The organism is Rhodobacteraceae bacterium S2214 (assembly GCA_025141675.1).
In the GTDB taxonomy this organism is placed as follows: Bacteria; Pseudomonadota; Alphaproteobacteria; order Rhodobacterales; family Rhodobacteraceae; genus Yoonia.
This window is the reverse complement of record CP081161.1, coordinates 1,607,918-1,628,860: the sequence shown is the minus strand read 5'-3', so window position 1 is coordinate 1,628,860 and position 20,943 is coordinate 1,607,918. Positions and strand designations below refer to the sequence as shown.

The 20,943-nt window shown below is 55.8% G+C and carries 26 protein-coding genes and 1 tRNA gene; 9 read left to right on the top strand and 18 right to left on the bottom strand.

Translation table 11 applies throughout. The annotated features are described in order from the left end of the window. The first annotated feature begins 112 nt into the window (after positions 1-112). The 3 genes from hisB (at position 113) to K3729_08190 (ending at position 2,011) form a co-directional block, all read left to right on the top strand. A complete protein-coding gene (gene hisB, locus K3729_08200) occupies positions 113-700 on the top strand; it encodes an imidazoleglycerol-phosphate dehydratase HisB (protein ID UWR00732.1) in 588 nt (195 codons plus the stop codon). Between the two features lie 58 nt (positions 701-758). Beyond that, a complete protein-coding gene (hisH, locus tag K3729_08195; protein UWR00731.1) occupies positions 759-1,397 on the top strand; it encodes an imidazole glycerol phosphate synthase subunit HisH in 639 nt (212 codons plus the stop codon). A 104-nt stretch (positions 1,398-1,501) separates the two neighbouring features. Then, the gene (locus tag K3729_08190; GenBank protein ID UWR00989.1) at positions 1,502-2,011 is read left to right on the top strand and encodes a transglycosylase SLT domain-containing protein; all 510 of its coding nucleotides are present in this window, start codon (positions 1,502-1,504) and stop codon (positions 2,009-2,011) included. Between the two features lie 3 nt (positions 2,012-2,014). On the opposite strand, the gene K3729_08185 is transcribed toward K3729_08190, so the two are convergent. Then, positions 2,015-2,410, bottom strand: a complete 396-nt coding sequence (locus K3729_08185) for a DUF2147 domain-containing protein (protein UWR00730.1) — start codon at positions 2,408-2,410, stop codon at positions 2,015-2,017. Between the two features lie 135 nt (positions 2,411-2,545). On the opposite strand from K3729_08185, the gene hisA reads away from it, so the two are divergent. Further along, a complete protein-coding gene (gene hisA, locus K3729_08180; GenBank protein ID UWR00729.1) occupies positions 2,546-3,265 on the top strand; it encodes a 1-(5-phosphoribosyl)-5-[(5-phosphoribosylamino)methylideneamino]imidazole-4-carboxamide isomerase in 720 nt (239 codons plus the stop codon). A 62-nt stretch (positions 3,266-3,327) separates the two neighbouring features. Here the strand turns inward: hisA and K3729_08175 are convergent, their stop codons facing one another. Continuing rightward, entirely contained in the window at positions 3,328-3,774 is a 447-nt protein-coding gene (locus K3729_08175; protein UWR00728.1) for a DUF302 domain-containing protein, read from the bottom strand. A 78-nt stretch (positions 3,775-3,852) separates the two neighbouring features. On the opposite strand from K3729_08175, the gene hisF reads away from it, so the two are divergent. After that, positions 3,853-4,614, top strand: coding sequence for an imidazole glycerol phosphate synthase subunit HisF (hisF, locus tag K3729_08170; GenBank protein ID UWR00727.1), 762 nt, complete (start codon positions 3,853-3,855; stop codon positions 4,612-4,614). Beyond that, positions 4,611-4,916: a phosphoribosyl-ATP diphosphatase gene (locus tag K3729_08165; GenBank protein UWR00726.1), complete on the top strand. Its 306-nt coding sequence runs from the start codon at positions 4,611-4,613 to the stop codon at positions 4,914-4,916. Before hisF ends, K3729_08165 begins: the two co-directional genes overlap by 4 nt. A gap of 48 nt (positions 4,917-4,964) precedes the next feature. On the opposite strand, the gene K3729_08160 is transcribed toward K3729_08165, so the two are convergent. From K3729_08160 to rlmB, 3 genes are all read right to left on the bottom strand, one after another. After that, positions 4,965-5,432: a CoA-binding protein gene (locus K3729_08160; protein ID UWR00725.1), complete on the bottom strand. Its 468-nt coding sequence runs from the start codon at positions 5,430-5,432 to the stop codon at positions 4,965-4,967. A gap of 188 nt (positions 5,433-5,620) precedes the next feature. After that, positions 5,621-5,932, bottom strand: coding sequence for a hypothetical protein (locus K3729_08155; GenBank protein UWR00724.1), 312 nt, complete (start codon positions 5,930-5,932; stop codon positions 5,621-5,623). 17 nt (positions 5,933-5,949) lie between these two features. Beyond that, a complete protein-coding gene (rlmB, locus tag K3729_08150; GenBank protein UWR00723.1) occupies positions 5,950-6,732 on the bottom strand; it encodes a 23S rRNA (guanosine(2251)-2'-O)-methyltransferase RlmB in 783 nt (260 codons plus the stop codon). Between the two features lie 123 nt (positions 6,733-6,855). Here rlmB and K3729_08145 point away from each other — a divergent pair. The 3 genes from K3729_08145 (at position 6,856) to K3729_08135 (ending at position 8,987) form a co-directional block, all read left to right on the top strand. Next, positions 6,856-6,939, top strand: a tRNA-Tyr gene (locus tag K3729_08145). A 189-nt stretch (positions 6,940-7,128) separates the two neighbouring features. Beyond that, the gene (locus K3729_08140) at positions 7,129-8,046 is read left to right on the top strand and encodes an MBL fold metallo-hydrolase (protein ID UWR00722.1); all 918 of its coding nucleotides are present in this window, start codon (positions 7,129-7,131) and stop codon (positions 8,044-8,046) included. Further along, entirely contained in the window at positions 8,043-8,987 is a 945-nt protein-coding gene (locus K3729_08135; protein ID UWR00721.1) for an MBL fold metallo-hydrolase, read from the top strand. The genes K3729_08140 and K3729_08135 overlap by 4 nt, the downstream gene beginning before the upstream one ends. 7 nt (positions 8,988-8,994) lie before the next feature. Here the strand turns inward: K3729_08135 and K3729_08130 are convergent, their stop codons facing one another. From K3729_08130 to K3729_08070, 13 genes are all read right to left on the bottom strand, one after another. Beyond that, positions 8,995-10,056 carry a YeeE/YedE family protein gene (locus K3729_08130; protein UWR00720.1) on the bottom strand — a complete coding sequence of 354 codons (1,062 nt, stop codon included), beginning with the start codon at positions 10,054-10,056 and terminating at the stop codon, positions 8,995-8,997. 49 nt (positions 10,057-10,105) lie between these two features. Beyond that, on the bottom strand, positions 10,106-11,326 hold the full coding sequence (hemA, locus tag K3729_08125) for a 5-aminolevulinate synthase (GenBank protein ID UWR00719.1): 1,221 nt from the start codon (positions 11,324-11,326) through the stop codon (positions 10,106-10,108). A gap of 7 nt (positions 11,327-11,333) precedes the next feature. Beyond that, positions 11,334-11,765 (bottom strand): DUF302 domain-containing protein, encoded by a 432-nt coding sequence (locus K3729_08120; protein UWR00718.1) that lies wholly within the window; start codon positions 11,763-11,765, stop codon positions 11,334-11,336. A 78-nt stretch (positions 11,766-11,843) separates the two neighbouring features. Beyond that, a complete protein-coding gene (locus K3729_08115; protein UWR00717.1) occupies positions 11,844-13,106 on the bottom strand; it encodes an NAD(P)/FAD-dependent oxidoreductase in 1,263 nt (420 codons plus the stop codon). Between the two features lie 28 nt (positions 13,107-13,134). Next, positions 13,135-13,830 (bottom strand): c-type cytochrome, encoded by a 696-nt coding sequence (locus K3729_08110; protein ID UWR00716.1) that lies wholly within the window; start codon positions 13,828-13,830, stop codon positions 13,135-13,137. Beyond that, positions 13,827-15,047: a c-type cytochrome gene (locus K3729_08105; GenBank protein UWR00715.1), complete on the bottom strand. Its 1,221-nt coding sequence runs from the start codon at positions 15,045-15,047 to the stop codon at positions 13,827-13,829. Before K3729_08105 ends, K3729_08110 begins: the two co-directional genes overlap by 4 nt. Continuing rightward, positions 15,031-16,302 carry a sulfite dehydrogenase gene (soxC, locus tag K3729_08100; protein ID UWR00714.1) on the bottom strand — a complete coding sequence of 424 codons (1,272 nt, stop codon included), beginning with the start codon at positions 16,300-16,302 and terminating at the stop codon, positions 15,031-15,033. Before soxC ends, K3729_08105 begins: the two co-directional genes overlap by 17 nt. A gap of 16 nt (positions 16,303-16,318) precedes the next feature. Next, a complete protein-coding gene (gene soxB / locus K3729_08095; GenBank protein ID UWR00713.1) occupies positions 16,319-18,022 on the bottom strand; it encodes a thiosulfohydrolase SoxB in 1,704 nt (567 codons plus the stop codon). 101 nt (positions 18,023-18,123) lie between these two features. Then, positions 18,124-18,963, bottom strand: coding sequence for a sulfur oxidation c-type cytochrome SoxA (gene soxA / locus K3729_08090; protein ID UWR00712.1), 840 nt, complete (start codon positions 18,961-18,963; stop codon positions 18,124-18,126). Positions 18,964-18,994: 31 nt separating this feature from the next. Then, on the bottom strand, positions 18,995-19,324 hold the full coding sequence (soxZ, locus tag K3729_08085; GenBank protein ID UWR00711.1) for a thiosulfate oxidation carrier complex protein SoxZ: 330 nt from the start codon (positions 19,322-19,324) through the stop codon (positions 18,995-18,997). A gap of 15 nt (positions 19,325-19,339) precedes the next feature. After that, on the bottom strand, positions 19,340-19,756 hold the full coding sequence (gene soxY / locus K3729_08080) for a thiosulfate oxidation carrier protein SoxY (GenBank protein UWR00710.1): 417 nt from the start codon (positions 19,754-19,756) through the stop codon (positions 19,340-19,342). Positions 19,757-19,783: 27 nt separating this feature from the next. Further along, the gene (gene soxX / locus K3729_08075; protein UWR00709.1) at positions 19,784-20,257 is read right to left on the bottom strand and encodes a sulfur oxidation c-type cytochrome SoxX; all 474 of its coding nucleotides are present in this window, start codon (positions 20,255-20,257) and stop codon (positions 19,784-19,786) included. 107 nt (positions 20,258-20,364) lie between these two features. Beyond that, positions 20,365-20,934 (bottom strand): thioredoxin family protein, encoded by a 570-nt coding sequence (locus K3729_08070; protein UWR00708.1) that lies wholly within the window; start codon positions 20,932-20,934, stop codon positions 20,365-20,367. Between the last annotated feature and the right edge of the window lie 9 nt (positions 20,935-20,943).

Genomic DNA, 20,943 nt, shown 5'->3' with positions numbered 1-20,943 from the left:
AAAGTCGGGTATTCCTGCCTTCTCGCCACATCTGCCCATATTCGTCACGCACCATCTTGGCCCCTGCCCGCCGCGCGCCTATAAGCGGGCTGCAACGCCTACGGAGGTTCCCATGCGGACTGCAACGATCACGCGCAAAACGGCTGAAACCGATATCACCGTCACCCTAAACCTTGATGGCACAGGGATTTATGACAACCAGACGGGCGTGGGTTTCTTTGACCACATGCTGGACCAGCTGTCGCGCCATGCGTTGATTGACATGACAGTACGGGCGTCGGGTGATCTACACATCGACGACCACCACACGGTCGAAGACGTAGGCATCGCGATTGGCCAAGCATTGACCGAAGCGATGGGCGATAAAAAGGGTATCGTACGCTACGGGTCCTGCCACCTTGCGATGGACGACGCGCAGGTCCGCTGTGCGCTTGACCTGTCCGCACGCCCCTATCTGATCTGCAACCTTGATCTACCATTCGGCAAGATCGGAACGTTCGACACGGAACTGGTGCGCGAATTTTTCCAAGCGCTGTCGACACACGGCGGCATCACGCTGCACATCGACAAGCTGCACGGGTTTAACGCCCACCACATCGTCGAAGCCGCGTTTAAATCTGTGGCACGCGCGTTGCGCGATGCGCTGGAAACGGACCCGCGTAAAGCAGACGCTATTCCGTCGACTAAGGGTGCACTATGAGTGCGATCCAAAAAGTGGGCACCGGTTTTTGGACCAAATTGCGCGAAAGTAACAAAACATGACGACGGTCCTTATCGATTACGACAGCGGCAATTTGCATTCGGCGCAAAAGGCGTTTGAACGGATGGCTGCGGAAGTTGGCAGCGGCGCAATTCACGTCACCGCCGACCCTGACATCGTGGCCAAGGCCGACCGGATCGTGCTGCCCGGCGATGGGGCCTTCCCGCATTGCCGCGCCGAATTGCTGGCCCGCACCGGGCTTGGTGACGCGATCACAGAGGCCGTGACCGCGCGTGGCGTCCCATTCATGGGGATTTGTGTGGGCATGCAAATGCTCGCCACCACGGGTCATGAATATGAACCAACCGCAGGTTTTGGCTGGATTGCAGGCGATATTCACAAAATAACACCGTCCGACCCGTCCTTGAAAATTCCGCATATGGGCTGGAACGATCTGATGATCGACAATCCGCATCCGGTTCTTGAGGGCATTGAAACTGGCGAACACGCGTATTTTGTCCATTCCTATGCGATGACGGTCACCAATCCGGCTGAACGTCTGGCGCATGTTGATTACGCAGGCGATATCACTGCTATTGTCGGACGCGACAACATCATTGGGATGCAGTTCCATCCCGAGAAGAGCCAAGACGCTGGCCTGCGAATGATTGGCAACTTCCTGTCGTGGAAGCCGTAGACGGCGACTGTTTGCCCGTCTGGAAACCCTGACTACCGTTATGGGCCAAGTTGCGTTAGCTTTTAGGAAACAACCCTAGAAAGCTTCTCATGTTTCAGCGTTTGATGTGTCTCGCCCTTGCCTGCTCTGTCGCCAGTTGCGGGTTTATTCCCGTAAGATCGCCAGAGGTCGCAGCGCAATCGCAAGGCACGCGCGACGATATCGGACTTTACCCTGGTGAAACCCGCGAAATGCGGACCTTGGTGCAGAAATATGCGGCCTGCCATGGCATTCCCGAAAGCCTGCTACACCGCGTGATCCAACGCGAAAGCGATTATCGGGCGGGCGCACGCAACGGCCCTTACTGGGGTTTGATGCAGATTTTGCCGCAGACAGCCCGCACGATGGGGCATCGCGGCACGCCTGAAAGCCTGCTGAATGCGGAAACGAATTTGCTTTATGCGGGGCGATATCTGCGAGGTGCTTGGTTGCTTTCGAACGGCGACGAAGCCACGGCTGTGAGTTGGTATGCCCGCGGATATTATTACGAAGCGCGGGATCGCGGCCTACTTGTCGAAACTGGCCTGCGTCCCGGCGGGGAACGAAGCTGCGCCGCTGAGGCGCAACTTCTTTAGGATTTAGCGTACACGCGTCCACGTCTGTGAACGGCTTGTCAGCGCTGTGCAAACACCAACACAGCCACGAACAACCATTGAATTGTTACCGTTCATGGTCATGTCGGATTTGTACGTTTTGTCTGTATCAGGCGCCCAGATCGTGCCGCCGGTATAAGACCCGCCACCCTGCGGTGACATGCCCTGAATGATCGTGCGACCAACAATGGACGTGTTGTCGTTGCCAACCACTTGCGTGATTTCACCGCACACGTTTGACCCACACGGCCCAAGGCGCACGTGGATGTAACCACCGGTTTCGCCCGGCTGGGATTTCCATTCGCCATAGACGGCTTCTTGCGCCACAGCAGTGGTCGCCATCGACATCGCAGCAACCGCCGCCAATACCAAAGTCTTCATTTTCTCTTCCTCCCGTAAGTGATGTCGCAGATTGGGCGCGAGCAAGGTCGCAAAGCAACAATGACGTTGGGTCGGGCACGCATTGCATTCCACGCCCCCGACTGTAGAAAGCGGCCAAGCAACCGGAGTACTGCCATGATCCTTTATCCCGCAATTGATCTTAAAGACGGTAACGCTGTGCGGCTTGTGCACGGCGATATGGATCAAACAACCGTCTTCAACGACGATCCGGCTGCACAGGCGCGCAGCTTTGTTGAAGCGGGTTGCGAATGGCTGCACCTTGTTGACCTGAACGGTGCCTTCGCAGGGGAACCGGTAAACGCCGCACCAGTTGAGGCGATCCTAAAGGCCTGCAAGGTCCCGACCCAATTGGGTGGCGGTATCCGCGACATGGCCACGATCGAACGTTGGCTAGACCGCGGTTTGACCCGCGTTATTCTTGGCACGGTTGCTGTCGAAAACCCTGATTTGGTGCGCGAAGCTGCAAAGGCATTCCCGAACCAAGTAGCCGTCGGCCTTGATGCACGTAACGGGCGCGTCGCCACACGCGGCTGGGCCGAAGAAACCGACGTCATGGTCACCGATCTGGCCAAATCGTTTGAGGACGCAGGGATTGCCGCGATCATCTATACAGACATTCTACGTGATGGCGCGATGAAAGGCCCTAACATTGATGCAACAGCCGCCCTCGCCCGCGCCGTCGATATTCCGGTGATTGCGTCTGGCGGTGTGTCGTCGCTTGCAGACCTCAAAGCGCTGAAAGAAACAGACGTGATTTCCGGCGCGATTTCAGGCCGTGCGCTTTATGATGGGGCCATCGATCTGGCCGAAGCAATGGCCTTGCTCACTGCATAACAAGACAAGGGGCAGCGGTCACGCCGCCCCTTGTCCGAACATCCGCAAAGAAGCCGTTGGATTTACTCCGCGATGGCCTTACCGGTCAGCATGGCCAATGCACCCGTCATGCGTTGTGCGAATTCAGCGTCCAATGGCACATCCAACCCGTCAAACAATGTCTCGACGCTTTCGTAGGCTACGACCGTCCCATTGTCGCCCGCGTACACCAGCACGCGCAGCGGCAATTGCAGGCCCGCACGAATGTCAGCCTGCATCGCAGGCGTACCGAGCCGTGGATTGCCAAAGATCAACAGCTCCGCATCATAAAGCTCCATCTCGACCGATGCGGCCCCTGCGCCGTGGTTCACACGCGCAAATACAGTCGCACCCGCGCCTTCAACAGCAGCCTGAAGCGCGTCCATCGTTGCAGATACGGATTTGGGTGAGTTTTGTGTGATCGTCTCGGCCATCAATGGGGCTCCAATCAGAGAAAGTGCCGTCGTCATGGCAGTCAGTATACGTTTCATGGTTTTCTCCTCATAAGGGAGCCCAACACATGACACAGCACCTTTCCAAGCGATACGATTCCCCCTAAACCTCACGGCATGTTGAAAACACGCATCATCCCCTGCCTGGACGTCGCCGAAGGGCGTGTCGTGAAAGGCGTGAACTTTGTGGACCTTATCGACGCGGGCGATCCCGTTGATGCGGCCATCGCTTATAACGCAGCCGGTGCCGACGAACTTTGCTTCCTCGACATTATGGCCACCGAAGAAAATCGGGGCACGATGTTCGATCTGGCAACGCGGACCGCCGAACAATGTTTCATGCCGTTGACGATTGGCGGCGGGGTACGAACACATCACGACGTGCGCAACCTTCTGCTCGCAGGGGCCGACAAGGTCAGCTTCAATTCAGCGGCTGTGGCCAATCCAGACGTGGTGGCAGAAGCCGCGATGCGCTTTGGCAGCCAATGTATCGTTGTGGCGATTGACGCGAAGACGGTCGAACCGGGCCGCTGGGAAATATTCACCCATGGCGGCCGTCGGGCGACGGGCATCGACGCCGTCGAATTTGCACGCACAGTTGTGGAAAAAGGCGCAGGCGAAATCCTTCTGACTTCCATGGACCGCGACGGCACGAAATCCGGCTTCAACCTGCCGCTGACCCGCGCCGTCAGCGACGCAGTTAACGTACCCGTCATTGCATCAGGCGGTGTCGGCACGCTGGATCACCTTGTTGAGGGCGTCACCGAAGGCGGCGCATCCGCCGTACTTGCGGCGTCCATCTTCCACTTTGGCACTTATTCCATAGCAGAGGCGAAGACCCACATGGAAAACGCCGGCATCCCGATGAGAACCGCATGAGCATTCACGACCTCGCCGCCACAATCGCCGCCCGCAAAGGCGCAGATCCGGACAGCAGCTGGACCGCAAAACTGCTCGCTAAGGGGCCGGAAAAGTGCGCGGAAAAATTCGGTGAAGAAGCAATTGAAGCGATCATCGAAGCCATAAAAGGCGACAAAGCGAAACTGACCTCGGAAGCCGCTGATGCGATTTACCACTTGCTGGTGATGTGCGCCGCGCGTGATGTCACACTCGCCGACATCGAAGCCGAACTCGCATCGCGGACCACACAGTCTGGCATCGCCGAAAAGGCGTCCCGCTAACTTCTTTTGGTCAAAAATATCTCGGGGATCACAAGGGGCAGCGCCCCTTCATAATTTCGAAGAAATTATTCCGGTGTTGAACCCACCCATCCGCAATTCGCCCATCAATCGCTGGTATTCAATTTTCGGACACCGATTCTGGACAACATCAACACCGCGCGCCTCTGCCACGGCTGCGGCGCCTGCGTGTTCCACACCAATCTGCATCCAGATCGTCTGTAAATCGGGCCAACGCGCCAGTGCCTCGTCAACGATGCCCGGCACCGCGTCCGATCTGCGGAAAATATCGACCACATCAACGGTGTCAGGGATGCTTTGCAAATCGGGGTACACTTTTTCCCCGAAAAGCATCTGTCCTGCAATACCGGGGTTGACCGGAATAATCCGATAGCCCTTCAGTTGCAGGTACCTCGCCACAAAATAGCTTGGCCGAACTTCTTTGGCGGACACCCCGACAATCGCGATTGTTTTGGCGCGGCGCAGAATCCTGCGCAGAAAATCATCTGAATACGTCATGGTTCACCCTAGACCGCGGTCCCGAAAGAAAAAAGCGCCCAGGGAAAACCCGGGCGCAAGGTATGGAACGAGGGACAGTAAGACAGACAGGCAGGTTCCAATGCCATGCCTTGTTACGAATCTGGGGTTAGTATTCGCATATCCAAGAGTTGATCAGCAAAATGTGAACACGTTCTTAACGCGCGTGATCAGTCAAAGATGTCTTCGACAACGTCCCAAACCTCTGACCATATCTTGCGGCCAAGGCTTTTTGATTTCCGGCGTTTACCGGGTTTCACGCGATGCTTGGCGTTCTCATAATCGCGAACCTTTTGCGGCTTTGGGCGATGGGAGACGGCTTTTAGGCGCGCGGGCTCCGCTGCCCTTTGCGGGAGAATCTTAAGCGCATGTAGCGGCGCGCCGCATGTGCTGCAGCTAAGTTCGTGCCGCTCTGATCCGCGTAACACCAAAGCCGCTTTCGTTCCGCAATAGCAACACGTCCCAACCTTGGTGATCGTCATCAAGCAGCCCTTTTTACTTACCCTTTAGAAGCATATAGGGCGACAGCCGCCGCATTTGAGACGTTGAGCGACCCAAATCCGCCTGCATAATCGATTTTCACCAAAGAATCGCAGGTTTCTAGCGTTTTTTCGCGCAAACCCGGTCCTTCGGCGCCCATCACAAGCGCAATTGCGCGGTCACGCTTGCCTTCGACAGCCTGTTCGATTGTCTGTTCAGCGGTCCCATCAAGGCCCAGCACCAGATACCCCATGTCTTTCAGGGCAATCATCGTATCCGCCAGATTGCGGACCCGCACGTAGGGTTGCCGTTCCAACGCACCACTTGCGGTTTTCGCCAAGGCACCTGTTTCGGGCGCGGCATGGCGGTTCATCGCTACCACAGCCCGTGCACCAAACACTTCAGCAGACCGTAGAATCGCCCCGACGTTATGTGGGTCGGTCACACGGTCGAGCAGAACAATGCGCGGTGGACCTGAATCATCCGCACCACCGAGTGCAATTTCTTCGATTTTGCCCCAATCCAGCGGTTTCACTTCCAAAGCAGCTCCTTGGTGGACTGACTGCGGATCAAGCGGTGCCGCAAATTTACGTGGATCAGAGATTTCAGGCTCAATGCCCGCCTTCCCGATTGCATCGGCTAGTTTGTCCATCGCATTGCGCGTCACAACAAGCCGCAGCTTCACACGTTTCGGGTTCTCAAGCGCGTCACGCACCGCATGGATGCCAAACAACCAGACTGTTTCATTCGCAGCCACCCGTTTTGCTTGTTCTTTTGCAACAACCCACTTTGGCTTTTTCATCTGTTTTCCTGACGCTTTGAGACCCCGCTGCCTACCGCGTTCGAAACAAACTGTGAAGGGGGGCAAAAGAGTGGCTTTTTGCGGTTGACGGGGTGATGTGGCATCGGTAATCAGCCGCCTAGTGGGCGACAGGCCGCAAGGTGTGGCAGGGGACTGTAACTCCCTCGAGGCGACTCACGCCTGGTTCGATTCCAGGGTCGCCCACCATTCACGCACAGTGATTGCATCTAAAGATGCCCTTAAGAAAAGACCGTTCGCGGCGCTTTTCAATAACTTAAGGGTACCTTTAGATGCGCGTGCGCCCCCCCCCCATTAAACACCGCAAGCTTCGTTTGACTTTCGGCATCGTGTTCTGCACATTAATATTCACAAAATAGAATATGTGAGGATGTTTCGATGATCCGCAGACGTGCCCTGCTTCAATCAGTTGCCGCCGCTGGCGTGACACTTGCGACACCGCGCATGACGTGGGCACAGTCCGCTGTTGTTGCTGGCGATACCAAGCTGCACACGCTTAGCGACGGGCACCTTGTTTTGCCGCGTTCGTTTGTCTTGGGCGACATGCCTGCGCCCGGTGCGGATGAAATTCTGACGCGTAACGGATTGGTCGGTGAAACTGTGTCCCCCGACTGCAATGTCACATTGCTGCGCACAGCTGATCGGACAGTACTGTTCGATGTCGGTTCAGGGGCTGATTTCATGGCGAGTGCTGGTAAGCTCAGCGATGCCTTGGACCAACTGGGTGTCGACCCATTTGATATCACGGACGTCGTGTTTACCCATGCACATCCTGATCATCTATGGGGCCTGCTGGATGACTTTGGCGATCTTTGGTTTCCTGAAGCTGCGTATCACATCGGGCAAACCGAATGGGATTATTGGACAAATCCGAACACCGTTTCGACGATCCGGTCAGATCGGCAGGCCTTTGCAGTCGGTGCCGCCAATCGGCTGGGTGAGATTGCAGATCGCATCACATTCTTTGGTGATGGCGCAGAAGTACTGCCGGGTGTGACCGCACGCGCAACACCGGGCCACACCCCCGGACATATGGCGTTCGCGGTGCAGGTCGGGACAGAAACGATCATGATTGTGGGCGATGCAATTGGTAATCACCACATCGGTTTTGAACAGCCGACGTGGCATTCGAATTCAGATCAGGATCCCATCTTGGGGGCAAAGACCCGTGCAGGGTTGCTGGATCAGTTGACGCAAGACCAGATGCGGTTCGTTGGGTTCCACCTGCCCGGCGGTGGGCTTGGTCGCGCCGAGAAACGCGACAGCGGATACATCTTCGTCGGAGAAGAAACATGAAACCCATCGTTTTAATCGCGGCCTGCACCGCCACAACGGCTATCGCAAATGAAGACATTGCCGATCAATATCCCGGATCGCTGCTTTACAGTGCACCCGTCGAATTCATTCCCGGCGTTTTCAGCGCCATCGGGGCCACAGCCCCGCCGACATATGAAAACGCGGGCCATAATAACAACCTCAGCTTTATCGTCACAGGCGAAGGCGTGGTTGTGATCAACGGCGGCGGATCATACGGATTGGGGGAAGCGCTTCATACCGAGATCAAGGCGCGGACAGATGAACCTGTTGTTCTTGTGATCAACGAAAACGGCCAAGGCCATGCGATGCTCGGCAATTCCTATTGGGCAACCCAAAACGTTCCGATCATTGCCCATGTCGATGCCGCAGCCGAATTTGCGGATCGCGGTGGCCAGATCATCGCAAATGCCGAACGGGTGAACCGCGACCGACATGCTGGCACCGTGTTGCAAGGCCCGACCGAAACCTTCGATGACGACCATATCATCGAGCTCGGCGATTACCGGATCGAAGCGCGTTACTTAGGTCCATCCCATAGTGCGGGCGACGTGGTTGTTTGGCTGCCGAACCAAGATCTCGTGATTGCAGGCGACATGGCGTTTCACGAACGTATGCTGCCAATTTTCGAAGATACCTATACCCTTGATTGGCTCGAAACGTGGGATACGGAATTCGAAGCTTTGGACGCAACTTATGTTATTCCAGGCCACGGGCATCCGACGAATATGGATCAAGTTCGTCTGTATACGAAGGGCTATCTGGAATATTTGCGCGGCAAAGTCGGCGAACATCTTGATAGCGGCGGCGGGCTTGCGGACGCATATTACGTAGATCAGTCGCCCTATTTGCACCTTGATACGTTCGAAGAACTGGCCACAAAGAATGCAGGCCGTGTCTACGAACAAATGGAATTCGAATAGGACGCGACTACACTGTTCGCATGATTGGCCTGTGGGTGATTATCCGGTGCGTGACCATCGCGCCGACCCACATTGATCCAACGGCCACCCAAGCGGTCACGGCAAATATTGCGCCGCCTGACAGCCCTGCGCCAACTGCACAGCCCCCCGCCAACATGCTACCGAAGCCCATCAGTGCGGCACCGATCAGGTAGTTCTCAAGCGGATTGTCAGCGCCGAAGCGTTGAATTTTTGCCTCGCCTTTCCACAGCGCCATAGCCCCAGCGCCCACGAATACGCCCGGCACAAGACCGACACCAAACCCAAGCGGCAATTGCGGGTTGCTGACCAAGCCCATCAACGTATCTGTGGCCGGCCCTGTGAAAGTCACCGACGTCACGGACACAACGTCGAAGGACGTCATCGCGACCAGATAGGTGACCAGCCAGCCCAAAGATACGGCTAACCCAACCCCGATGCCCGCGATGATATGGGTCGACGGAACCTTGCGAGACGCCGCAAAAAGAAGCGCACTAAACAAGGCAGCACCTGCGATGAAAGCCGCGATGCCAGATGTCAGCCCAAGCTGCGCCAGCAAATCACGATCAGTGCCGCCGGACACCATCCACAAACCGCTCAGCGCCTCGCGCGCAGGTGACAGGACCCCGCGCAGTGACGCCTGCGCAACTAACGTCAGCACCAGTCCGGTGATCAGGGCGCGCAGATTGCCAGTAGCGGACAAGACCAACAGACGGCTTGCACAACCGCGTGCCAAAACCATTCCGACACCAAACATCAAACCGCCGATAATCGCGCCAGAAAGGCTACCGGGATTCGCGATTTGGCGGCTGTCAGAGACGTCTAACCAGCCCAGAACGATCATGGTCTGAACGGTGGCAACCGCCATCGTGAAGGCGACCAACCAGATCGACAAGCGTGGGCCAAATTGGCCCTCTGCGACCTCGACGGTTGAGGCCCGCAAACAAAACTTGGAATGCTGCGCCGCGGCCCCAAACAAGATGCCAACCAGTGCGCCGAAGCTAACCAGCACAACGCCATCGCCATAGTTTTCAAGTGCACTTTCTAACATATCATTGACCTAATCGGTCAGGCACCACCCTGCATTGACTTACGTCAACCTACTGGGCGGCCATCGGAATGCGGGCTAATTCGCATTGGTGCCACAGATCTTCCAACGCGCCGATCAATGCATCAATGTCGTCGGCCGAATGCACTGGCGACGGCGTAATCCGCAACCGTTCGGTGCCTTTGGGCACCGTCGGGTAATTGATCGGCTGGATGTAGATACCGTGCTCTGCCATCAAAATGTCGGACAGGTATTTGCACTTCACCGGATCACCGACCATCACGGGAATGATATGGCTCGGGTTGTCGATATGCGGGATGCCAGCGGCATCTAGCCTTGCACGGACTTCGGCCACTTTAGACTGATGGATGTCACGCTCTGTCTGGCTCGACTTCAGATGTTTGATAGACGCGGCAGCGCCTGCCGCCACGGCAGGAGGCAACGCCGTCGTAAAGATAAAGCCGCTCGCAAAGGACCGCACGAAATCGCACAACGCCGCACTGGCCGCGATGTAGCCACCGACAACGCCATACGCCTTACCAAGCGTGCCTTCGATCACGTCGATCCGGTGCATCAATCCTTCGCGTTCCGCGATGCCGCCGCCGCGCGGGCCATAAAGACCCACGGCGTGAACTTCGTCGATATAGGTCAGCGCATTGTATTTTTCGGCAAGATCACAAATCGCCTCAATCGGCGCGATATCCCCGTCCATCGAATAGACGCTTTCAAAGGCAATCAGTTTCGGACGATCCAGCGGTTGTGCGGCCAGCAGTTCTTCGAGGTGGTCCAGATCGTTATGCCGCCAAATCTTCCGCTCTGCTTTGGAATGGCGAATGCCTTCGATCATTGACGCATGGTTCAGCGCATCCGACAGCACCAAACAATTCGGAATTTTCGCGGCCAAAGTACCCAGAGCGGCCCAGTTCGACACATAGCCGGACGTGAACAACAACGCCGCCTCTTTGCTATGTAAGTCCGCCAATTCCTGTTCCAGAACGACGTGATGGTGGGTCGTGCCTGATATGTTGCGCGTCCCACCTGCCCCTGCCCCGACCGTGTCCAACGCGTCATGCATCGCCGCGATCACGTCTGGATGCTGGCCCATGCCAAGGTAATCATTCGAACACCAGATCGTCACCTCGCGGGTTTCATCCCCGCGATTGGTGGCTTTCGGAAAATCACCGCGATGCCGTTCGAGATCAGCAAACACACGGTAATTTCCGTCGTCCTTTAGATCAGTCAGCGTTTGGTCAAAAAAAGCAGAGTAGTTCATGTCGTTCCTATTCGCCCAAAGCGTCCTGCACGATGTCATCCAAGAAGGATTGGACCATTTGCATTTCGCCCTCTGGATAGTTGCGGTAGCCGATACTGACGTCTCCGGCTTGGTCGGCCACGAAGATACCATAAGGGCAATGCGCGATATTCATGGGATTGATTTCCATCACTTCGCGCGACAGCTTTGCCGAGCAAAAAACGAAAATGTCGGCAGCGGCGAACAGGTCGACGTCGCTACCAAGGTCAGGCCCGGTCCGCGCCAACATCTCGCCCGTGTGGCTGACGTAATCAATCACGAGGCCTTGATCGAGGATAGCACTTTCGACAGCAAAGGTCGCATCTTCGAAGGTGCCGTCAAACGCGTAAATCGTGGAATCTTCTGCCATGGCGTTGGTGGCCATCGCAGCAAGTAGCGCAGTCATATAAGCAGTTTTCATAATCGTTCCTCCTTGTGACTTTACGATAGGTCGCGTTGGGTTGTGGGGCCTTGATACAGGTCAAGCCCCCACCAGACCTTACCCAAACATGTCGGACGTGATGCCGTCATACCAACCCACGGATTCACGGTACGTCGCAGCCCGTACTTCGGACGTTTCGCCTGTCGCACTGATGAACCCGTCGACCTTTGCGATCTTTTCGTCAGTGGCCTCGTAGGTTGCGCCAACTTTCACACCGTCGTCTGTGTCGATCAATGACCAGCACGTGTTCGCAAAACGCGCAGGGAACACGGTGGATCCGGTCAAGGCACCACGCACCGCGTTGGCGCAGACCTTTGCTTGTGAATTCGCAGAGAAGCCTGATTTCGGCATGTCGCCCTGCGCACATGCATCACCAAGAACATGGATATTTTCGTCCATCTTTGATGACATGTCGGCCGCGTTGACAGGCGCCCAGTTCCCTTCGGTGATGCCAGCCATTTCTGCAATGTGGCCAGCTTTCATGGCTGGAATCACGTTACAGGCGTCAACCTTGGTCACTTCGCCATCAATATCGACGGTCATCGCGTTGGCATCGACAGTCACGTTGTCGCCGCCAAAGTCGGGGCCAACGCGTTCGATCATACCGTCGTAGTGTTTCGCCCAACCTTCCTCAAACAGTGCCTGCTTAGAGAATTTCTCTTTTGGATCAACGATCAGGATTTTCGCGGTCGGGTTTGTATTCTTCAATAAATGCGCAACCATCGACACCCGTTCATAAGGACCAGGTGGGCAACGATACGGGTTCGGCGGGGCGACCATTGCGAATGTTCCGCCTTCAGGCATCGCCATGATTTGCGCTTTCAGCAACTCAGTCTGGGACCCGGCTTTGTAGGCGTGCGGCATCGCGTTTTGTGATGATAAGTCCCAACCAGCGACCGACCCTTCGATGAAATCAATGCCGGGTGACAGGATCAAACGGTCGTATGGCACAGCACCGCCGCCAGCCAACGCAACTGTTTTTGCCTCACGGTCCACGCCAGTCGCCCAATCATGCACAACGTTAATGCCATAGTCTGCCGCCAAGCCGCCATAGCTATGGCCAAGCGAATTCATTTCGCGGAAACCGCCAAGGTAAAGGTTGGAAAAGAAGCATGTGTAGTATTGGCGTGATGGTTCAATCAGCGTGACGTCAATCGCGCCGTCGCTGTCTTTTGCGATGTAACGTGCAGCAGTCGCCCCCCCAGCGCCCCCGCCCACGATTACAACGCGCGGACGCCCTTGCGCTAAGACCATCGGTGCAGAAAGCGCCGTTACAGCAGCAGATGCAGCCGCCATAAATGTTCTTCTATTCAATGACATAATGTCATCCTCCCTAATTGGCATCGATTTATTCGACGTCCTTAAAATACGAGGCAAGGGCCGCGATTTCCTCATTGGACAGCCGTCCCGCCATCATCTGCATGACGGGATGCGCACGCACACCATCTTTGTAGGCATGCATCGCTGTCACAAAATCCTCGGTTGGCCATTGGGTAATTGCGGGAATACCGTCGCCCACACCGCTCGTTTGGTGGCACGACGTGCATTCGCCCGACAGGTATTCGCCGTAACTCGGATCACCCACGATGGCCAAGATTTCAGGGGCGACCGAATGGTCAACGGCTTGTGCCGTTGGGGCAGATTCAGGAATGTCCTGCGGGTTATCAGAAAACGCTCGAAGATAAGCAATCAGATCAGCGCGGTCTTGCGGGTCCGGCATGCCACGAAAGCTCATCCTTGTTTGGGTCACCAACGCCCGTGGATTTTCAATGAACGCATCCAGCGTTTCATAGTCCCACGTCAGCCCCCCATCAGCCGCCCGACGAAACCCGTTCGAATATCGGAACCCTTCGGATGCACCCGCAGGCCTATCAAAGATGTGGTTCAGATTTGGGCCAATCCGGTCAACCGCCCCTTCCCCGATCTTATGACAGCCTGCGCATTTGGCATAGATTTCTTCACCGCGCACCGCATCCCCGTTCAGCTGTGCGCTGGCAGACGATGCGGCCCAAAGACCTATGGTAACGCAGACAGCCCTGATCATTCGCTACCAAAGCTCTTGAGATATGCGATGAGCGCCGTGATATCGTCTTCGTTACGCACACCACGGAACGACATTTTGGTGCCCGCCATGGTGCCTTTGGGATCAGCGAGAAATGCCGCGAGCATCTCTTCGGTCCAAACGTCACCTGCTTCTTGCGCATCGTTAAATGTGCCGGAATACCGGAACCCTTCGACGCTACCGATGGTGCGGTTCACGATCCCGTTCAATTGTGGGCCACTGCGATTGACAGCGCCTTCGCCTACTTGGTGGCAAGATTTACACTGACGGAACGCGCCTTCGCCAGCTTCTACCAAAGCTGGGTCAACGGCCGCGACTGCGACCTCTTCTACAGCTGCTTCTTCGGCGACTGGTTCTTCAACGACGACCTCTGCTTCAACAGCAGGTTCTGCAGCTTCAGCTGTTTCCTCTTCGTCATCCGGCGTCACATCAAGGACGCTGGCGTGCATCGTGATCTCGACGCTGTCTTTGCAGTTCTCCATGCAAACGTCCGCAGAGACAAACAACGGCAGTTCGACCTCCGGACGGTCATCCATAAAGAAATTGTTCGTGTTCGGCATTTCAACTTCGAGGAAGTTTTCGTTCGTCAGGGTGAAGTCGTCTTCGACAAGATCATTGACATAAAGCAGATACGCCGTGATCGCGTAGATCTCATCCGGTTCAAGCGACTGCGCCTCACCGAATGGCATCGCTCTGTTCACATAGTCATAAACCGTGGAAAGATATGGCCAGTAGGACCCGATTGTCTTGACTGGATCGTCGTCAGACAATGTATCACGACCACCCGCAAGCACGGGCCAACGGCCGACGGCCTCACCAAAATCGCCGTGGCAAGCCGCGCATTTTGCAACAAAAACTTCTTCGCCAGTCCAGACGTCGCCGCTACCTGCAGGAAGCCCCTGACCATCAGGGCGTACGTCGATGTCCCAAGCGGCGATTTCTTCAGCAAGCGCATCGCGACCAAGACCAAAACCGCCTTCGGGCATTTCAGCGGCGGCCATCACGACCATCGGTTCGTCTTGCGCCATCGGCTCTTCCGCTGTGGTCGCTGTGTCCTGCGCGTTCGCGGGCTGCACAAGCGTACCGCGCACAGGCGCTGGCATATCAACGATAAACTGGTCGGCCAAAACATAGGCCATCGTCAACATAGAGGCAGCACCCGCCCCTGCAGGCGCGAAAATCTTAAGAAATTTCGACATTTTCAGCCACCCCTTGTTCGTTCACAGACCATGTTTGGATGCTGTTGTTATGGTAGATTGAGTTTTCGCCACGGATCGCACGCAATGCATCCTTGGTCGGCTGAACGTATCCAGTGCTGTCGTGCGCGCGGCTTTGTAGCAGCATCGGTTTTCCGTCCCATTCGAAGTCGTAATAGAAACGGTGCATCGACTTATCCATGCTTGGCCCCGACATGCGCGCCAGATGCCATGTGATACCGCCATCAAGCGTGACATCCACACGCGGGATCGTGCCGCGACCGGACCACGCCACACCCGTCAGAACCATACGTCCCGGACCATGTGTGATCGGTTTTTGCGGGCTTGGGCTGGTGATCACGGACTTTGCGTCCATTTCCCACGTAAACCGCCGCGCCTGACCGTTCGCCAAAAGGTCGGTGTATTTCGACGTTTCCTCGCGGTGATGCCACGGCTGATCGCCCACTTCGATGCGGCGCAGCCACTTGATCCACATGTTGCCTTCCCAACCGGGAACAACCAGTCGGACTGGATAGCCTTGCTCTGGCCGCAACGCTTCGCCGTTCATCTTAAAGGCGACAAGACAGTCGTCCATCGCCTTTTCCATTGGGATCGAACGGGTCATACCGGACGCATCAGCGCCCTCGGGCAGCAACCATTTGCCGGACGTTTTCACACCCGCCTCTTCGAGCAACAGACGCAGCGGGATGCCCGTGTACATCACGTTGTGGATCATGCCGTGGGTAAACTGACAGCCATTGAGCTGCGATCCCGCCCATTCCATGCCGGAATTCGCCGCGCATTCGAGGAAATAAACGTGGTTTTCACGCGGGAACCGCATCAGGTCGTCCATCGTAAAGACCAGCGGGCGGTCCACCAACCCATTGATCATCAACCGATAATCTTGCGGGGCAATTTCTGCGACACCGCCGTGATGCCGTTCAAAACAAACACCATTGGGCGTGATGATCCCGTCGAGTTCATGCAGCGGCGTAAAGTTGATCGAACTGATCGGATCAGCGGTCAGCCACGGCACGTCTTGCCTGCGCACGTGGGCCTCAAATTTGGACGGCATCCCATAAGGGGCTTCATCCACACCTGCGCCAAGGTACTGCGACCACGGCTGTTTTTCAGTAATCAGCGGATCGCCAGCCGCGCGCGCGCCCGTAGCGCCGCCAACTAAAGCGGCCCCACTGGCCGCTGCACCGCGCAGAAAATTCCGGCGAGACGGTTTCAGACCTTTGTAAATATTACTCATGGTTCGTCCTCTTATCTTACGCGCCAACAACCTGAACGGAGGTATTTGGTGTGACTGAAACAGTGCCCTGATTGCGGATGTGGTTTTCGACCACGTCCCAAATCGGTGGTCCTTCTGTGCCTTCGTTGACCGATGCCCAACCTGCGACGACGTAGGTCTTGGACGGATCGATCTTTTCGCCGGTCTTGAGCAGCGTCATTTCGGTGATGCGTTCACCAATCGGCTTGGTGATATCAATCCGGTAGCCCATACCGCCCAACCGCACCATGTCACCACCCTGTTGGTAATAGGGGTCCGGATTAAACAGGTTGTCAGCGACATCTTCCACGATCTCGTGGATGAACTGGCCTGTCATTTCGGTGCGATAGGCGTTTGGATACGTCATCGAAGTCACGTTCCACAGGTCTTCACGGGTAATATCCTGCCCCGGCATAATCGACGGTCCCCAACGCACACCCGGTGACATGGCGATGTCAGCCTCGCGTTCCTCGAGCAACGCATCGCAGATCAGGTCATCCCATGATCCATTAAAGTTGCCGCGCCGGAATAGTGTCGTATCATCAGCGGTCTTTCCGATTACTTCGGCCAGTTCCGCCGCAAATGGTGCGCGCTGTTCGTCAATGAGCGCGGCGACCTCTTTGTCGGGCTCGATCACATCCGCAAAAATCGGGATCAATTTATGCCGGAAGCCCATCATCTTGCCGTCGCGCACATCCAGATCAACGCGGCTGATGAACTTACCGTTGGACCCTGAGGCCACAACAATCGTATCGCCGATCAGCACAGGTTCGGGCAGCGCGTCGTGGGTGTGACCGGCAAGGATCACATCAATCCCCTTCACCCGTTCCGCCATCTTTTTATCGACGTCGAAACCATTGTGAGACAGGCAAACAACGCATTCAGCGCCCATGCCTCGTACTTCATCCACCATTTCTTGCATGCGCTGATCACGGATGCCGAATGAATACTCTGGGAACATCCAGCCCGGGTTCGCAATTGGCATGTATGGGAAGGCCTGACCGATAACGGCGATCTTCACCCCACCGCGCTCAAAGAACTTGTAAGGCGCGAAATCTTCGGCGGGTTCATCCCATTCGGCGTCAAAAATATTCTGACCGAGTGCCGCGAACGGGAGATCATTCACGATATCACGCACCCGATCAGACCCGAGCGTGAATTCCCAATGGAATGTCATCGCATCGGGCTTCAAAGCATTCATCACATTCACGACGTCTTGGCCCTGCGTATGATAGCACCCGTAAGATCCGTGCCACGTATCGCCGCCATCCAGTAGCAAGGCATCGGGACGATCCGCGCGGATTTTGTTGATCACCGTGGCGCAGCGATCAAGACCACCCATCTTGCCATAAGCCTGCCCCAGCGCGGAAAAGTCATTATATGTCAGCGCATAAGCAGAGGCCGATCCATCATCGATACCATATGCCTTGCGGAAATCAGCGCCAGTGATGTGTGGGACGGCACCTTTGTTCGACCCAACGCCCAGATTGATCTCGGGCTCGCGGAACCAGATCGGTTTCAACTGCGCGTGGATGTCGGTGATATGTATCAAGGACACATTGCCGTAGGTATCAAAGTCCAACAACTGGTCTTGCGACAACGCCTGCTGGGCAGCCAATCGGCCCCAATTCCCGAACCCAGAGGCGCCGTAGATTGCGGACGCGGCCATCGAGGCTTGCAGAAAATCACGGCGTGAAATCATTAGCTTTGCTTTCGTTCGAAACATTCACATGCAAAAACATGAATGTTTTATCCTAAAAAAAGACCCGCACTCAGAAAACTGAGCACGGGCTTGTGAGGTTCTTAGTTCCGGACAGACGGCCCTTCGACCGACAGACCGTTCCCGCGGGATGCGAGATACAATTCAAGAGCTACAAATTCGTCAGAGCCGACGGCATATGTTTCCGCACGCGTGTCACGCACACAGCCACGGAACCGCGAATGCACGCCGTTCAGTTTTGCGTTTTTCAGGCGGTATGTCGGGAACCCGTTGATCTGGCCTTGGCTCAGGTGATCGGCACGAATGTAGTTGCCGTAGTTATCTTCGTGGCAACTGGCACAAGACAGATCAAGCTGACCGGTGCGTTCGTAATACAGTTCTTCACCGCGCAGATAAGTTGCTTCAACTGGACCGTCGATTGCAACGTTGATCGGCAAACCACGCGAAACAGACGCCATCAAAGCTTCCATGTTCAGCATGTCAGTCTTGTCGTAGGCCCATTCTTCGGCACCCATTTGTTCGGTCCGGCAGCCGTTGATCTGCATCGCCATCGTCCGCACTTCTTCGGCTTCGTCATTCCATTTTGGATAAACGGCCCGCGCACCAGCAAGCGATTCAGGATTTTCATGACAGCTTGCGCACGACTTTTCTTCGGACCCTTCGACTGTGTTAAACGCATCAATCGCGTCATCCACAAAGATCATCCCCGGATTTTCAAAGTCGTCCATTTGGAACGCTTGGGTTTCGTCAGACCGGAACACCCAGCCTGACAGAACCTCGCTGAGGCCATCGATATGCGCAGGCGCGTCTGCCCGTACTGTGATTTCAATCTCGCCATTCACGACAAGATTTGCCTCTTCATCGGCCTGCGCCGCTCCGGCGGCCAAAGTGACCAGTGCCGTTGTTTTTAGGAACTTGTTCATACGCTAGGCCCTCCCTGACCGCACGACTGCATTACGATACTGCGATGTCTTTGCTTTCGGTGTAGACGTCGCCATCGTCGTCGTACCATGTGAACACGAAGGTGCCTGTTTCTGGCACAACCGACTGGAATTCGAAGAACGGATTCGTCGAAATCGCAGGTTCAAGCGTTACATCCACAACGCTTTCACCATTAAATTCACAGGTGAAGCGGTTGATGATGGACCGTGGGATCGTGTTGCCATCGTCGTCTTTGCGCTGACCGGATTCCATTTTGTGGCTGATCAGCGTTTTGATGGTGATGACTTCACCGGCTGATGCTTCGCGTGGAACGCGGACGCGGGGTTTTACATTATCTGCCATGACTTGTTCCTTCCCTTAGCCGCCGCAGCCGCCGATGGTCACTTTTACTTCTTGGCTGGCGCGCACGAATGTCCCGTCAGGCATCTTCGCAATCGCGATCACATCTTGTGTGCCAGCAAGGCGGATCCGTGTGGAACCGGACTGGGCCGCAGCCAATGGACCAAAACGCATTTCCGCGACACCCGGTGTCGGGTTGCCAGCAGCAAGGATCAGAATCGCCTCAGCGCCCGGTGCGTCAACTTCGATAGGAACAGTGTTCCCGTTTTCGGCAATCTCGGGGGCGATCAGTGTGATGCCCTCGCTGCCCATTTCAGCGCCACCGGTAAAGGCTGCAATCGCCTCGTCCACGGCAGCAGATGCTTGCATCGGGATCATCGCTGCAACAGCGGTCCCCAAACCCAGCATCAGCGTGTCTCTACGCGTCAGTTTCATTGTTTTTCCTCGCAAATTTGGCTCTGATCACTCGGTAAGAGTTTGCAGATACGCCACAACATCTTCGATTTCTTGGGCGGTCAGCAGCGGTGAAAGTTCACCTTCGGCTGCTTTGCCTGTGTACGCATCACCCGGGCGGTTAAAGCCACTGGTTTTGTAGAAGGCTGGCATGACCGTGCCTTCGAACGTCATCTTCGCGTTGGCCACCAAACCGCGCAGTTCTGCGGCGGTCCACCGATCACCAGCCCCGTCCAGCATTGGGCCAACTTCACCGTGGAACGGTTGATCCATCAGTTCGGTGACGGCATGGCAAGCAATGCAATTGCCCTTGCCCCGCGCAATCATAATTTCGCGACCCGCTGCGGGGTCTCCCGCTGTCCCGCTCAGCGACGCGGTGACATCACCGTATTCGCCGTAAACGACATCATCTGGGGCTACATTTTCAGCAATGGCCGACGTGGCAAGCACGACGCTTAAGCCGATACAAACGATCTGCTTCATGGTCCCTCCCTGGATCACAAAATCTTGATGTATACCGTAGACCACCGAAAAGGATTCTCGCAACAACAAAATCAATTATTTGAATGTTTTGATTTGTGACCCTTATTTTATTGGGCCGCAGAGCGTTCTTCGATCATCCGTGCGTGATATCGTTGAAAGGCTTCATCGCCTAAATACCCTTCGTCCCGCACCCAAGTGAGCATATCCAACGTGGTTCCACGGCCAAATGCACCTGGCATTGTCGCGACCGCTGCCACGTTACCTTGCACCCCTACTGGGACCTCTGACGGAAAGAACATCACCATCGGCGTGAACATGGCATTCCACCGCCGCGCGAGGTCCTTTTCGGACATCGCCACCCCGTCGAAATCCACAACTTCGCGGTCGCCATACAGGTTCAATTGGACCACAAAAAACGCGTCTTCGATGGTGGCCGTAACCTCTGGATCTGGGAAAACTTCTTCGTGCATTTTCGTGCAATAGATGCATCCGCGCTGTTCGATCATGACCATCAAACGCTTGCCTTCGGCGTTCGCCTCTTCCAGATCTTCGCGCAAATCTAGGAAGGTTTCGCGCATCCAATCCGTCTTGTGCAAACCATCGTCGCCTAAGGTGACCGCCAGCGCGGGTAGCGCTGAAACCGCGAAGGCAAAGCTTAGAATGTGACGTAAAAACATAGTGTTCCC

Bases quoted from the DNA above. Each gene is read 5' to 3' on its own strand.
- K3729_08165 (UWR00726.1), top strand. From the start codon at position 4,611: ATGAGCATTCACGACCTCGCCGCCACAATCGCCGCCCGCAAAGGCGCA.
- soxX (UWR00709.1), bottom strand. From the start codon at position 20,257: ATGAAGCAGATCGTTTGTATCGGCTTAAGCGTCGTGCTTGCCACGTCG.
- K3729_08105 (UWR00715.1), bottom strand. From the start codon at position 15,047: ATGTCGAAATTTCTTAAGATTTTCGCGCCTGCAGGGGCGGGTGCTGCC.
- hisB (UWR00732.1), top strand. From the start codon at position 113: ATGCGGACTGCAACGATCACGCGCAAAACGGCTGAAACCGATATCACC.
- soxA (UWR00712.1), bottom strand. From the start codon at position 18,963: ATGAACAAGTTCCTAAAAACAACGGCACTGGTCACTTTGGCCGCCGGA.
- K3729_08130 (UWR00720.1), bottom strand. From the start codon at position 10,056: ATGTTAGAAAGTGCACTTGAAAACTATGGCGATGGCGTTGTGCTGGTT.
- hemA (UWR00719.1), bottom strand. From the start codon at position 11,326: ATGAACTACTCTGCTTTTTTTGACCAAACGCTGACTGATCTAAAGGAC.
- rlmB (UWR00723.1), bottom strand. From the start codon at position 6,732: ATGAAAAAGCCAAAGTGGGTTGTTGCAAAAGAACAAGCAAAACGGGTG.
- soxB (UWR00713.1), bottom strand. From the start codon at position 18,022: ATGATTTCACGCCGTGATTTTCTGCAAGCCTCGATGGCCGCGTCCGCA.
- soxC (UWR00714.1), bottom strand. From the start codon at position 16,302: ATGAGTAATATTTACAAAGGTCTGAAACCGTCTCGCCGGAATTTTCTG.
- K3729_08120 (UWR00718.1), bottom strand. From the start codon at position 11,765: ATGAAAACTGCTTATATGACTGCGCTACTTGCTGCGATGGCCACCAAC.
- soxZ (UWR00711.1), bottom strand. From the start codon at position 19,324: ATGGCAGATAATGTAAAACCCCGCGTCCGCGTTCCACGCGAAGCATCA.
- K3729_08160 (UWR00725.1), bottom strand. From the start codon at position 5,432: ATGACGTATTCAGATGATTTTCTGCGCAGGATTCTGCGCCGCGCCAAA.
- K3729_08115 (UWR00717.1), bottom strand. From the start codon at position 13,106: ATGTCATTGAATAGAAGAACATTTATGGCGGCTGCATCTGCTGCTGTA.
- K3729_08110 (UWR00716.1), bottom strand. From the start codon at position 13,830: ATGATCAGGGCTGTCTGCGTTACCATAGGTCTTTGGGCCGCATCGTCT.
- hisH (UWR00731.1), top strand. From the start codon at position 759: ATGACGACGGTCCTTATCGATTACGACAGCGGCAATTTGCATTCGGCG.
- K3729_08185 (UWR00730.1), bottom strand. From the start codon at position 2,410: ATGAAGACTTTGGTATTGGCGGCGGTTGCTGCGATGTCGATGGCGACC.
- hisF (UWR00727.1), top strand. From the start codon at position 3,853: ATGTTGAAAACACGCATCATCCCCTGCCTGGACGTCGCCGAAGGGCGT.
- K3729_08175 (UWR00728.1), bottom strand. From the start codon at position 3,774: ATGAAACGTATACTGACTGCCATGACGACGGCACTTTCTCTGATTGGA.
- K3729_08070 (UWR00708.1), bottom strand. From the start codon at position 20,934: ATGTTTTTACGTCACATTCTAAGCTTTGCCTTCGCGGTTTCAGCGCTA.
- K3729_08140 (UWR00722.1), top strand. From the start codon at position 7,129: ATGATCCGCAGACGTGCCCTGCTTCAATCAGTTGCCGCCGCTGGCGTG.
- K3729_08190 (UWR00989.1), top strand. From the start codon at position 1,502: ATGTGTCTCGCCCTTGCCTGCTCTGTCGCCAGTTGCGGGTTTATTCCC.
- K3729_08155 (UWR00724.1), bottom strand. From the start codon at position 5,932: ATGACGATCACCAAGGTTGGGACGTGTTGCTATTGCGGAACGAAAGCG.
- K3729_08135 (UWR00721.1), top strand. From the start codon at position 8,043: ATGAAACCCATCGTTTTAATCGCGGCCTGCACCGCCACAACGGCTATC.
- hisA (UWR00729.1), top strand. From the start codon at position 2,546: ATGATCCTTTATCCCGCAATTGATCTTAAAGACGGTAACGCTGTGCGG.
- soxY (UWR00710.1), bottom strand. From the start codon at position 19,756: ATGAAACTGACGCGTAGAGACACGCTGATGCTGGGTTTGGGGACCGCT.